This is a genomic window from Pedobacter suwonensis, assembly GCF_044762335.1.
Classification (GTDB): Bacteria; Bacteroidota; Bacteroidia; order Sphingobacteriales; family Sphingobacteriaceae; genus Pedobacter.
Window position 1 is genome coordinate 21,778 of the sequence record NZ_JBIWEB010000010.1, and the last position, 11,908, is coordinate 33,685.

An 11,908-nucleotide genomic window follows, 5' to 3' on the forward strand; every position below is an offset into this window, starting at 1 on the left:
TATGTTTGTAGCTGAAACGTTTTAAAAATAATGATTAAGAAAGGGATTGCGCATGTTGGCGTATTTTTTTTGTACCTGTTATCGCTGCTTCCCCTGCCCTTTTTGTTTTTTTTTGCAAGATTACTATATTATCTTCTTTATTACGTAATTGGCTATCGAAAAAAAGTTGTCAGAAAGAATTTGACGCAATCCTTTCCTGAAAAATCTGCTGCCGAAATAAGAGTCATCGAGAAAAAATTCTTTGTATACCTGGCAGAACTCATATTTGAAATCATCAAAATGACGAGCATTTCAAAATCGGAAGCTTTAAAAAGGGTAAAGTTTACGGGATTGGAACAATTAGAGTTGCATTTTAAAGCCGGAGAAAGCGTACTGGCCTGTACCGGTCATTATGGAAACTGGGAATTGGGTACCCTGGCGCTTGGATTAAGCATATCTGCGAAAACCCTGGTTATTTTTAAGCCCATCAACAATAAAATCTTCGAAACGTGGTTCGACTGCATGAGGACAAAGTTTGGGAATGTTTTTATTGCCATGAGGCAAACCCTGCGTGGAATAGCTGCTTATAAAAACGAACCTACCCTATTGTGCTTTGCGAGCGACCAGTCGCCCACCAGGGAAGAAGCCAAATACTTTACAGATTTTTTAAATCAGCCCACAGCTGCACTTTTAGGCGTAGAAAAGATTGCAAAATCGACCAGAAGACCAATATATTATTTTAAAGTAAGTCTAGTCAAAAAAGGTTATTATCATGTAGAAGTAATACCCATGTGTCTCGATCCGGAAAGCATACACGAATTTGGGATTACTGACCTGCATTTTAAATTTTTAGAAAACATTATAAAAGATCAGCCCCAATACTGGCTATGGAGCCACAAGCGCTGGAAATTTAAACCTGAACAAAAAGAATGAACCCATCAGTAGCCGTTGTAATTTTAAACTGGAATGGAAAGGCATATTTAAAGCAGTTTTTACCCGGAATCCTGCTTTCCGAATATGACAACCTGCAAATTGTTGTGGGCGATAATGCTTCGACCGACGATTCAGTTTTATTTTTGCAAGAAAACTTTCCTGCCGTTAAGATTATTCAGAACGACCAGAATTATGGATTTGCAGGAGGCTACAACAAAGTTTTGGAACGCGTTGAAGCAGATTATTTTGTTTTGCTTAATTCTGACGTAGAAGTAACCCCTAATTGGATCAAGCCTGTGGTTGATTTGATGGAAAGCGACATGCGTATTGCTTCGGCACAGCCTAAAATTAAATGGCAGTTAAACAAAAAACAATTTGAATATGCAGGTGCAGCGGGCGGATATCTTGATGTTTATTCGTTTCCTTTCTGTCGCGGCAGGCTTTTTAATGTATATGAACTTGACAATGGTCAGTACAATGACGCAAGGGAGGTTTTTTGGGCAAGCGGGGCGGCATTTTTTATCAAAAGTAAATGCTGGATAGAGGCCGGAGGATTGGACGCCGATCTTTTTGCACATATGGAAGAAATAGATCTTTGCTGGCGATTAAAAAATCTCAATTATAAAATCATGTACTGTCCGGACGCTGAAGTATACCATGTAGGCGGCGGAACGTTACAAACTGAAAATCCTTTTAAAACTTACCTTAATTTCAGGAATAACCTGATCATTATGCAAAAAAACCTCCAGGCAGGTGATGCAATTTTTAGGATTACCATCCGGATGTTTATCGATTTTGTTGCCTGGTGGCATTTTTTACTGACCGGAAAACCAAAATTTACGATGGCCGTGACCAAAGGCCACTGGCATTTTCTTAAGTCACTGATTAAAACCAATAAAAAGCGGACAGCCTTTCAGAAAAATTACACCAAACACACCGGGGTGTATAACAACAGTATTGTTTGGGCATTCTTTATCAAGAAAATTCAATATTTTTCAAAATTAAAATAGATCTAGCTCTTTCATGGGGCCGTATTTCACTTTGAATTTGTCAGCCTGAGCCCTGTCGAAACACATTGTAAGATATTGGAACAGGTTCTTCAACAAAATCTCATGATGACAGTATTTATAAAGCAGCCTGCCGAAAAAGAATAGTTTTTTTAAAAGATTTCTCTTTTAGGTTATACACTGCTCAAATCAGGATCCCAGGGCAAACTACTTCAAAGATTCATTGATTGATTTTTCTACCCAGTATATGGTATTGGAAGCCAAACCCAATGTACTAAAGGCGATATAACCTTTTTTATCAACCACAACATGAGTTGGGTAACCTTTAACGCCATATTTATTGGCTATATACCTCCCACCATCCACAATGTTATAATTAAAGACTGTTGATTTAAGGAAACTTTTCAGATCATATTTTTCATCCAGAGCAATGGCAAGGAAAACCACATCTCTATTGTCTTTATATTTAGCTACCAGTTCATTTAACTGTGGAATTTCGCTTTTACATGGAGGACAATTGATAAACCAGAAATTAAGTACGAAAATTTTTCCGGTACTATCTCTCAAATCGTATTTATTACCATTCATATCGGTAATTCTTAAGCCGTTAAACAGGTCACCTTCCCTAAAAGAATCGCTAGCTCTTGGCTTTGGAATCTTATCCATATAGGCCGATTTCTGATCAGCCGATAACTCATAAATCAAATATTCCGGTTTACCGCTCTCTGTAAGAGTCTTCCGGTTTTTTATGCCATACTTGCCCGTTTGCATCAGTTTTTTCCAGGCATTAAACGGATACACCAGACCATCTTCTCCTCTTACAACCGATTGTTCGTTTAATACATTTTTATTGATGGAATTTTCTTGCGCATAACCAAATAGAGCCGTAAATAAAAGAGCGATAAAGATTAAATTTTTGAACATTTTATGATAATTTAAACCAACAGACTTTCTATAGCCAGGCGGTAGCCTTTCATTCCAAACCCGGTTAAAACCCCCTGGCAATTCTTTCCGGTTAACGATACATGGCGATATTCTTCACGAGCATATATGTTTGAAACATGAACCTCAACTACTGGCGTTTTAATGGCGGCGATGGCATCTGCAATGGCTACAGAGGTATGTGTATAGCCACCTGCATTGAGTACTACCCCATCATAACTAAAACCAACAGCATGTAATTTATTAATAATCTCACCCTCAACATTACTTTGATAGTATTCGATTTCGATATCCGGATAAGCCGTTCTTAGTTCTTTAATATAATCTTCTATACTGGTATTTCCATAGATAGATGGCTCACGGACACCTAATAAGTTTAAGTTTGGGCCGTTAATAATTTGTATTTTCATCATATAATGTTGTAACGTTGCAATGTTATAAAAAATCTCAAATAAAATCATGCTTTGGTCATCATATATTAAAGGATTTAAATCGTATTTAAAACTGGAACGGTCATTATCTGGAAATTCAATTGATGCCTATCTCAACGATATCAATAAACTGATCCAGTATTTTCAATCGTTAAATGCAGAACCAAAACTTAATGAAATTACAATAACCCATCTAAAATCTTTCATTTCATGGTTAAATGAACTTGGGATGCTACCGAGTACGCAAGCCAGAGTAATATCGGGTTTAAAGGCTTTCTTCGCCTATTTAATGATTGAAGATTTGATTTCAAATGATCCAACAGCATTATTGGAAGCGCCAAAGCTCAGCAGAAAATTACCGGATACGCTGAATATTTATGAAATTAATGCGCTTCTAGCTGCTATAGATGCTTCCAGGTCTGATGGGATGCGCAACAAAGCCATTATAGAGGTGCTGTATGGTTGTGGTTTAAGGGTAACTGAATTAACCGAATTAAGGATCTCAAATGTATTTGATAAAATCGAATTTATCAAGGTTATCGGGAAAGGTAATAAAGAACGTCTGGTACCCATCGGTAGTGTAGCGCTTAAACTAATTAATATTTACCTGAATGAAGTTCGGGTACATGCCAATATTAAAAAAGGAAACGAAGATTTTATCTTTCTAAATCGTTTTGGGGCGAAACTTTCACGTATTTCGATATTTAACCTTATTAAAAGCCTTGCTATCTCCGCTGGAATAAAAAAGACGATCAGTCCACATACGCTAAGACATTCATTTGCGACTCATTTAATTGAAGGCGGTGCCGATTTGCGCGCGGTACAGGAAATGCTGGGACACTCGAGCATTACCACTACCGAGATTTATACGCATATTGATCGGGATTATTTAAGGGAGGTGATTACACAATTTCATCCAAGGGCTTAATGAGAAGGGCTATCGTAACGAGAGGGCTTTGTCAGCCAACAGCCTACCCCGATTTTCGGAGCAGCAATGTTAAAACCATTGATTACAGCGAGCGTTTTAAGATTTTTTCGCTTCAAGACGGCAATTTTTTTCTAAATCGCTTATTCGTAATAAATATTTCCTGATATGTTCGCTATTGATCGTAGAAAATTGGTGATTGACTGTTTTACTCTATCTCATCCACTTCACATCTTATCTTTTCTATCAAACTCCTGCCCTAATCATCCTGTCTTTTCCCTGCATGTCCTGTCTTAACTCTATATTTATAAAACCTTTATCTTCCAGCATCTCGATAGTTTCTTTACCAAGATATTCGTTTATTTCGAAGTATAGTTGTCCGCCAGGTTTTAGGTTTGTTTGTGCAAATGCTGAAATAGCCTTGTAAAATAGAAGCGGGTTGTCGTCGCTTACAAATAACGCCAGGTGTGGTTCGTGTACTAAAACATTGTGATGCATGTCGTCTTTTTCTAAATGTCTGATATAGGGAGGATTACTAACGATAATATCAAATTTTTCTTCAGAACGGAAAGTTAAAATATCAGCCTCCTTAAAATTAATTTCGACACCAATTTTATTGGCATTCTGTTTGGCGACTGCGATAGCTTGAGGGGAAACGTCAAGGGTAGATACTTTAGCATTTGGGAGGTATTTTTTTAAAGTAATGGGTATGCAACCAGATCCGGTTCCAATATCAAGTATGCTTTGGGCTTTGGAAGATGCCAAACCATTAACTGAAAACTTTTTACTGCAAACCGAGATGATCCAATCTACCAATTCTTCCGTTTCAGGCCGGGGTATCAACACATTTCCATCAACATTAAAAACCAGTCCATAAAAATGTGCTTCTGCCAAAATATGCTGAATTGGCTTTCCGATCTGCAAATCGTTAAGGATACTCAAAAGTTTTTGCTGATCAATAAAGTTGATTTCCATGTCTTTCGCCATCATCAGTTTACTGCGAGACAGGTTTAAAACCTGTTCGGCAGCCAGACTAAAAAGCCATTTGGCCTCCTCGCTGTCGTAAAACTGCACCAATTCCAATTTATAATGCTCTTCAAGCGATCCTATTTTCATGTCAGACAAAATTACTTATTTGCGACGATAACCATTCTCTTTTGCTCGGCCTGTGATGCTTTTTTTACTACTTTTGCGCTAATGAGTGATGAATTTTATATCAAACGATGCCTTGATCTGGCTACCTTAGCTTCAGGGAATGTTAGCCCTAATCCCATGGTTGGTTGCGTGATTGTTGCAGACGGGAAAATTATCGGGGAAGGTTATCATCAGGAATATGGAAAGGCACATGCAGAACCCAATGCGGTTAAAGCTGTATTTGATGCTTATGGCAAACAGGCCGAGAATCTATTAAAACGAGCTACAGCGTATGTTAATCTGGAGCCTTGTGCACATTTTGGCAAAACTCCCCCATGTGCTGATTTATTGGTAAAACATAAGCTAAATAAAGTAGTTATTGGCAACAGGGATCCTTTTTCAGGCGTTGACGGCAAAGGTATAGAGCGGCTCAAAAATGCAGGTATTGAAGTGGTGAGCGGGATTTTAGATGATGAATGCCACTATTTCAACAGAAGATTTTTTACCAGGATAAAAAAACAAAGACCTTATATTATTTTAAAATGGGCCGAAACTGCTAATGGCTATTTCGCTACAACGGATGGTCATCAGAAATGGATCAGCGGTGTCCTGGCTAAACGTCTGGCACACCAATGGAGAAGTGAAGAGGATGCGATCCTGGTTGGCAAGCAGACCGCGATAATGGATAATCCGCAGTTAACGTCCCGCGAGTGGCCGGGTAAAAATCCTGTTCGTTTGGTAATTGATAAAAATCTGCAGGTACCACTGTCTAATCATATTTTTAATAATGAAGCCAAAACCATCATTTTCAATGAAATTAAAACCGATGTCGTTGATAATATTCATTATATCCAGATGGAAGATATGCACTTTTATTTGGCGCAAAAAATGGCTTTCCAACTTTACTTAATGGATATACAATCGGTTATTATTGAAGGTGGTGCCAAGATTTTGAGTCAGTTTTTAAGCACCAACCTGTGGGATGAAGCACGTATTTTTACCTCATCCGGCAGTTGGAGCGATGGCGTACCCTCTCCTAATATTAATGGAAACCTTCAAGAAACCGTACAAGTTGGAGACGACAAACTCTCGATTTATTTAAACGACATCAGATAAAATGATTTATATTATTTTAAGCATTTGCTGCAGTGTTACGGTAGCTGTTTTATTGAAGCTGGCCAAACGATACCAGATTAGCGTTATTCAAGCCGTTACGGTCAATTACTTTATCGCATTAAGCTTATGTTTCCTTTTTTTTAAGCCTGATGTTAAGCTGATCACCTATGCTGCCCCATGGCCCATTTATATTGCACTGGCTATTCTACTGCCATCGATATTTTTGTTTCTTGCCGCATCAGTAAAGAAGCTTGGCATCGTTAAAACCGACATTGCCCAACGTTTATCGCTATTTATTCCTATACTGGCGGCTTATTTTCTTTTTAAGGAAGATTTCAATCAGTTCAAAGTTATTGGCCTGGCGATAGGGTTCGTTGCTATTGTTTTAACATTCCTCCGAAAATCTGATCATCAAAAAACCGGGAAAGAAAGCCTCCTCTATCCTATTATGGTTTTTGTTGGTTTTGGCGTCATTGATGTACTCTTTAAACAAATTGCACTGTACAAAACATTACCCTATACTACCTCACTTTTCACTGTTTTTGGTCTTTCCTTTATTGTTTCGTTACTATTGGTAATTGCCATGGTGGTGGCTGGTAAAACAAAATTGCAATTGATAAATGTAGTTTGTGGATTTATTTTAGGCTTGTTTAATTTTGGCAACATCCTTTTTTATATGAAAGCGCATAAGGCATTGGCAAACAATCCATCTACCGTTTTTGCCGCGATGAATTTGGGGGTAATTATTGTAGGCACTTTAATCGGGCTGATTGTATTTAAAGAGAAACTGAGTAAATTAAATTATGCGGGGATAATTTTGGCCATTGCGGCTGTTATATTCATTACCTTATCACAACATGTTGTTCGATGATTCTTATAAAACAATCGAAAATACTTCAGAGGGTATATTTCGAGATAAGGGGAGCAAATTTATTGCATATGCCTATCCCATCCGTGGCGAGGACGAAGTAAAACCGATTATAATGAACCTGCGGTCTGCAAATCCTAAGGCCAATCATTTTTGTTATGCTTACCGTTTAACACCTAATCGTTCAGTTTTTAGGGTAAGCGATGATGGCGAACCTTCTGGTACTGCAGGCAAGCCAATACTGAACTGCCTTTTATCTGAAGATCTTACCAATATACTCATTGTAGTGGTACGTTATTTTGGCGGTACCCTGCTGGGTGTTCCTGGTTTAATTAATGCCTATAAAAATGCTAGCATAGAGGCTATTAAAGCTTCAAAGGTCATTTCCAAAACGGTTAATGATGTGTATGAGGCTCACTTTGAATACCTGCAGATGAACGACGTAATGAGGTTAAGCAAAGAGGAAAATCTGCAGATTTTAGCACAGCAATTTGATATCAATTGCATCTTGAAATTTGAAGTAAGAAAAGCACAACTTAATCAGGTTTTAAGTAAATTTGATAAGATTGATGGTGCCAAGCTAAAATATTTATACACCATTTAGTCACCACAGTTAGTAGCCCACCGAAATCTGCGTGAAAAATAGCATGTAAAGAACTTAATCAGTAGCTGCAGATTTGGATATTACAGTGATAAATCTGTTTAATCTAAGTCTTTTGGGATAAAATAAACCAAATATGAAAATATCAGAAAGCGACCTAATTATCAATCCTGACGGCAGCATATATCACCTCAATCTTTTACCAGGAGATATTGCCGAAACGATCATCACTTTTGGTGATCCTGACCGCGTTGGCGAGGTCAGTAAATATTTTGATCAGATAGAATTTAAAAAAGGTAAACGGGAATTTGTTACCCACACCGGGTATGTAGGCAAAAAACGCATTACTGTACTCTCAACAGGAATCGGAACGGATAATATAGACATCGTTTTCAATGAGTTGGATGCGCTTGTTAATGTTGATTTTGAAACCCGAGAAGTAAAAAAATCGCTTACTTCTTTAAATATAATCAGAGTAGGTACATCTGGTGCGGTCCAGCCAGATATCCCGATGGGAACCATTTTAGCTTCATCGTATGGCTTAGGAATGGATGCTTTAATGAATTATTATGTTCATCAATTATCTCCTGATGAACAACTGTTGCTGGATGACGTAAAAACTCACTTTGGTCAACTTAAACATATTAACCCTTATCTAACTGCTGCGGATGATGGCCTGCTACATACCATTGGTAAAGACATGATTCACGGTATCACCATTACTGCTCCGGGTTTTTACGCGCCACAAGGCAGAATCGTGAGAGCAAAAAATTCAGTTACCGATTTCATTGGTTTAATTAACAGTTTTCAGCGTAACCAGCATCGCATTACTAATTTAGAAATGGAAACTGCCGGTATTTACGCTTTAGCTAAAATTTTGGGGCATAAAGCACTGTCTGTTAATGCTATTTTGGCCAGCAGGGTAAAGTTTGAGTTTAGCAATGAACCGAATAAAATTGTAGAGCAAGCGATTAAAATGGTACTGGAAAGGATTTAGTTGTTATCGTTTGATATTAATTTTTCGATCAGCTTAAGTCGTTTTAATTAAGGCGGGCGTCACCCAGACCTGTAGTGCAGCGGAAAGCTACGCAGTAAACCGAGCCTTCGGCGAGCTCACCGAAGGTAATTTGTTTCAGGGTTTCCCCAGCTAAAAGATGTTGACCACGAGTGCTGAGCTTGCCGAGTATCAAAACGCCTTTAGGGAATTCAAACATGGTCTTTCGACAAGCTCAGGATGACACTTTTTACTTAAAATATAGTCCTTTTATATTTCTAAACCGTAGGAATAGTTTCCTTTACCAGTTCATTTCCCTCGGCATCTAAATAAGTACAGGTCATCTCATCCAGGTCTGTAACCCATTTTTCTATGCCCGCGTCTGCCGCCTGTTTACAAAAGCTGATGTAATCTGTTTCACCTTGTTGATGTACTTTTAAAGCATGCTCCAGTTTTCCTGCAGAAGCTTCCTCATTAATGACAAATGTTGGATATTCATCAGGACTCATCTGCTGTGCATTATCTTCATCATCGAAATAGATCGATAAGCCATTACTGACATAAACATCATTCCGTTTAACCCCCAATTCCTTAATTTCCTTTATAAACTTCGGAAAATCTGAACCGGATTTGATTTTTGACGCTGCGGCCTGTATATGTTCAATAGTAAACATAAATTATTTATTTAATGAAACTTTGTAAATGGTTGTTTGCGTATACAATTCATCCGGCATTAAAATCGTATTAGGGAATGTTGGGATATTAACTGCATTTGGATGATGCTGGGTTTCGACACAAAAGGCATCAAAGCTGTTGTAATCCTTACCCCCTTTTCCATTCTTTACATCTAAATATTTCGCAGTATATAAATGAGCTACCGGTTCTGTGGTGTAAACGCTTAATACTAAACCGCTTTCTTCTTCAATTGTTTTGCTTGCCAGCGACAAATCGCCATAAATTTTATCCAAAACAAAACTCTGATCATAACCTTCATCCTTATTCCAGTCTTGCCCTATTGCTTTAGGTTTGGTAAAATCCAGAGGTGTGCCCGCAACAGCGATTAGGTTGCCCGTTACAGAATAATTATCATCCTGCTCTAAATAGTGTGAAGCAAAAATCTGTTGTTTATGATTTTCGACACTCCCCCCATTAGGTGCCAGATTAAAATAACCATGATGAGTTAAGTTTATGGCGGTAGCCTGATCTGTTTCCGCTTCATAACTTAAAATCAACTCATCATTTTCGGTGAGTTCGAATGTCAGATCAATCACCAGGTTTCCAGGAAAACCCTCTTCTCCATCCACGCTTTCATATTGCAAGGTAACCGAAGGTTGAGCGCCATCATTGATTTCAATAATATCCCAAACCTTTTTATCAAAACCTACAAGGCCACCGTGAAGTGTATTATCACCGGCATTTTGTGGCAACTGATAGTCTTCCCCGTCTATACTGAATCTTCCATTTTTTATACGATTGGCATATCTGCCAATTATGGCCCCTAAATATGGATAATTTGCAAGATAACCCGGACTCAGGTATTCATCAAATGTATCGAAGCCGAGAACAATATCCTGCTTTTCACCTCCGGCGTTTGTGACTATAAATTTATTGATAATAGCACCATAATTAAATATTTTGACGTAAGTGCCTTTGCTATTGGTGAGTTCGATTGCGATAACTTCATCGCCATCAATAATTTTTCCGGTGGGTATTTGCTGTACGCTCATAAATTGTAACTTAGGGCTTTTGTTTTCAAAACAAACATAGCATTATTAATGCTTTTTATAAATATATTTTAACCCAATGAACATCAGCCTGCAGGAAAAATTCGCCCAGCAATACCATAAAAATGCCGAAGCCATTTATTTTACACCTGGACGGGTTAATCTGATCGGAGAGCATATCGATTATAATGGCGGTTTGGTTATGCCCTGCGCCATCTCTTTAGGAACCTGGGTAGCCATTGCCCCGAACAATGATGGGCAGTTCAGGTTTAAAAGTTTAAACTTTGATATTGAAACGGTAGTAACCAGTAATACGATTAACGAAAAGAATGGCAGCACCTGGACGAATTATCCTATTGGGGTAATCAATGAATTTATAAAAGACGGCAAGGATATCAACGGCCTGGATTTTCTATTTTATGGAAATATTCCAATCGGATCTGGGCTATCATCTTCAGCTTCAATAGAAATAGCCACTGCTTATGCCCTGAATACCTATTATAATTTAGGTTACGATAAATTAGCGCTTGTTAAAATCGCTAAGCGTGTTGAGAATGATTTTATTGGTCTAAATTCGGGCATCATGGATCAATTTGCGGTTACTTTCGGAGAAAAAGACAAAGCCATTGTGTTGGATTGTGAAACCTTAAAATACAAAATGGTTGATGTTGACCTGGGCAAATATGTGCTGGCCATCATTAATACCAATAAACCGCGGGAACTGGCAGATTCAAAGTACAACGAACGGGTTGCAGAATGCCAAATAGCCCTGAGACAATTAAACGAAGAAATTACGCTCAACTATCTTTGTGAACTTAATGCAGAAAAGTTTGCCCTGCATAGTCATTTAATCAGTGATGAAACCATACTAAACAGGGCTACACATGTGATTAAGGAGAATGATCGTGTACATTTAGCCGCTAAAGCATTAAATGGAGGAGATTTAGCAACATTTGGTCGCTTGATGTATGCTTCTCATGAATCTTTGCGTACCTTATACGAAGTAAGCGGAAAAGAGTTAGATACAGTAGTAGATTTCTGTTCGGGCTACGATCATGTAATTGGTGCGCGTATGACGGGTGCAGGATTTGGAGGATGTGCCATTGCGCTTTTAGAGAAAGGCTATGAAGAAGATTTTGCTAAACACTTAACTGGTTATTATCTTGAAAGAATAGGTTATTCAGCTGCAATTTACATCAGTGAAATTGGTGGCGGACCATCCATTTTATAAAAACAATTGCCACAGGATGCATA

Annotated in this window: 13 protein-coding genes; 8 read left to right on the top strand and 5 right to left on the bottom strand. The window is 38.2% G+C overall.

Features of this window, described 5'->3' with window-relative positions:
- Positions 1–30: 30 nt before the first annotated feature.
- Together ACIQXP_RS15985 and ACIQXP_RS15990 are read left to right on the top strand one after the other, a co-directional pair.
- A complete protein-coding gene (locus tag ACIQXP_RS15985; RefSeq protein ID WP_387506063.1) occupies positions 31–912 on the top strand; it encodes a lysophospholipid acyltransferase family protein in 882 nt (293 codons plus the stop codon).
- Positions 909–1,922, top strand: a complete 1,014-nt coding sequence (locus ACIQXP_RS15990; protein WP_387506061.1) for a glycosyltransferase family 2 protein — start codon at positions 909–911, stop codon at positions 1,920–1,922. Before ACIQXP_RS15985 ends, ACIQXP_RS15990 begins: the two co-directional genes overlap by 4 nt.
- A 204-nt stretch (positions 1,923–2,126) precedes the next feature.
- Here the strand turns inward: ACIQXP_RS15990 and ACIQXP_RS15995 are convergent, their stop codons facing one another.
- Together ACIQXP_RS15995 and aroQ are read right to left on the bottom strand one after the other, a co-directional pair.
- Positions 2,127–2,843 (bottom strand): TlpA family protein disulfide reductase, encoded by a 717-nt coding sequence (locus tag ACIQXP_RS15995; RefSeq protein WP_293742261.1) that lies wholly within the window; start codon positions 2,841–2,843, stop codon positions 2,127–2,129.
- A gap of 11 nt (positions 2,844–2,854) precedes the next feature.
- Entirely contained in the window at positions 2,855–3,271 is a 417-nt protein-coding gene (aroQ, locus tag ACIQXP_RS16000) for a type II 3-dehydroquinate dehydratase (protein WP_293742347.1), read from the bottom strand.
- Between the two features lie 49 nt (positions 3,272–3,320).
- Between aroQ and xerD the strand changes: the two genes are divergently transcribed.
- Positions 3,321–4,220, top strand: a complete 900-nt coding sequence (xerD, locus tag ACIQXP_RS16005) for a site-specific tyrosine recombinase XerD (RefSeq protein ID WP_356985552.1) — start codon at positions 3,321–3,323, stop codon at positions 4,218–4,220.
- 243 nt (positions 4,221–4,463) lie between these two features.
- Here the strand turns inward: xerD and prmC are convergent, their stop codons facing one another.
- Positions 4,464–5,333, bottom strand: coding sequence for a peptide chain release factor N(5)-glutamine methyltransferase (prmC, locus tag ACIQXP_RS16010; RefSeq protein ID WP_387506059.1), 870 nt, complete (start codon positions 5,331–5,333; stop codon positions 4,464–4,466).
- An 81-nt stretch (positions 5,334–5,414) separates the two neighbouring features.
- Here prmC and ribD point away from each other — a divergent pair, with 81 nt between their 5' ends.
- From ribD to ACIQXP_RS16030, 4 genes are all read left to right on the top strand, one after another.
- Positions 5,415–6,467, top strand: a complete 1,053-nt coding sequence (gene ribD, locus ACIQXP_RS16015) for a bifunctional diaminohydroxyphosphoribosylaminopyrimidine deaminase/5-amino-6-(5-phosphoribosylamino)uracil reductase RibD (protein WP_387506057.1) — start codon at positions 5,415–5,417, stop codon at positions 6,465–6,467.
- Position 6,468: 1 nt separating this feature from the next.
- Positions 6,469–7,338: an EamA family transporter gene (locus ACIQXP_RS16020; RefSeq protein WP_387506055.1), complete on the top strand. Its 870-nt coding sequence runs from the start codon at positions 6,469–6,471 to the stop codon at positions 7,336–7,338.
- Positions 7,325–7,939, top strand: a complete 615-nt coding sequence (locus ACIQXP_RS16025) for an IMPACT family protein (protein WP_387506053.1) — start codon at positions 7,325–7,327, stop codon at positions 7,937–7,939. Before ACIQXP_RS16020 ends, ACIQXP_RS16025 begins: the two co-directional genes overlap by 14 nt.
- A 133-nt stretch (positions 7,940–8,072) precedes the next feature.
- Positions 8,073–8,933: a nucleoside phosphorylase gene (locus ACIQXP_RS16030; RefSeq protein ID WP_387506051.1), complete on the top strand. Its 861-nt coding sequence runs from the start codon at positions 8,073–8,075 to the stop codon at positions 8,931–8,933.
- Positions 8,934–9,208: 275 nt separating this feature from the next.
- Here the strand turns inward: ACIQXP_RS16030 and ACIQXP_RS16035 are convergent, their stop codons facing one another.
- Together ACIQXP_RS16035 and ACIQXP_RS16040 are read right to left on the bottom strand one after the other, a co-directional pair.
- A complete protein-coding gene (locus ACIQXP_RS16035; protein WP_387506049.1) occupies positions 9,209–9,604 on the bottom strand; it encodes a DUF1398 domain-containing protein in 396 nt (131 codons plus the stop codon).
- A 3-nt stretch (positions 9,605–9,607) separates the two neighbouring features.
- Positions 9,608–10,657, bottom strand: coding sequence for an aldose epimerase family protein (locus tag ACIQXP_RS16040; protein ID WP_387506047.1), 1,050 nt, complete (start codon positions 10,655–10,657; stop codon positions 9,608–9,610).
- 76 nt (positions 10,658–10,733) lie between these two features.
- Here ACIQXP_RS16040 and ACIQXP_RS16045 point away from each other — a divergent pair, with 76 nt between their 5' ends.
- Positions 10,734–11,885, top strand: coding sequence for a galactokinase (locus tag ACIQXP_RS16045; RefSeq protein ID WP_387506045.1), 1,152 nt, complete (start codon positions 10,734–10,736; stop codon positions 11,883–11,885).
- The last annotated feature ends 23 nt before the right edge of the window (positions 11,886–11,908 follow it).

Excerpts from the sequence above, each read along its gene's own strand:
- ACIQXP_RS16020 (WP_387506055.1), top strand. The coding sequence starts at position 6,469 with ATGATTTATATTATTTTAAGCATTTGCTGCAGTGTTACGGTAGCTGTT.
- ACIQXP_RS15990 (WP_387506061.1), top strand. The coding sequence starts at position 909 with ATGAACCCATCAGTAGCCGTTGTAATTTTAAACTGGAATGGAAAGGCA.
- ACIQXP_RS15995 (WP_293742261.1), bottom strand. The coding sequence starts at position 2,843 with ATGTTCAAAAATTTAATCTTTATCGCTCTTTTATTTACGGCTCTATTT.
- ACIQXP_RS16030 (WP_387506051.1), top strand. The coding sequence starts at position 8,073 with ATGAAAATATCAGAAAGCGACCTAATTATCAATCCTGACGGCAGCATA.
- aroQ (WP_293742347.1), bottom strand. The coding sequence starts at position 3,271 with ATGAAAATACAAATTATTAACGGCCCAAACTTAAACTTATTAGGTGTC.
- ACIQXP_RS16045 (WP_387506045.1), top strand. The coding sequence starts at position 10,734 with ATGAACATCAGCCTGCAGGAAAAATTCGCCCAGCAATACCATAAAAAT.
- ACIQXP_RS16035 (WP_387506049.1), bottom strand. The coding sequence starts at position 9,604 with ATGTTTACTATTGAACATATACAGGCCGCAGCGTCAAAAATCAAATCC.
- ACIQXP_RS16040 (WP_387506047.1), bottom strand. The coding sequence starts at position 10,657 with ATGAGCGTACAGCAAATACCCACCGGAAAAATTATTGATGGCGATGAA.
- prmC (WP_387506059.1), bottom strand. The coding sequence starts at position 5,333 with ATGAAAATAGGATCGCTTGAAGAGCATTATAAATTGGAATTGGTGCAG.
- ACIQXP_RS16025 (WP_387506053.1), top strand. The coding sequence starts at position 7,325 with ATGTTGTTCGATGATTCTTATAAAACAATCGAAAATACTTCAGAGGGT.
- ACIQXP_RS15985 (WP_387506063.1), top strand. The coding sequence starts at position 31 with ATGATTAAGAAAGGGATTGCGCATGTTGGCGTATTTTTTTTGTACCTG.
- xerD (WP_356985552.1), top strand. The coding sequence starts at position 3,321 with ATGCTTTGGTCATCATATATTAAAGGATTTAAATCGTATTTAAAACTG.
- ribD (WP_387506057.1), top strand. The coding sequence starts at position 5,415 with ATGAGTGATGAATTTTATATCAAACGATGCCTTGATCTGGCTACCTTA.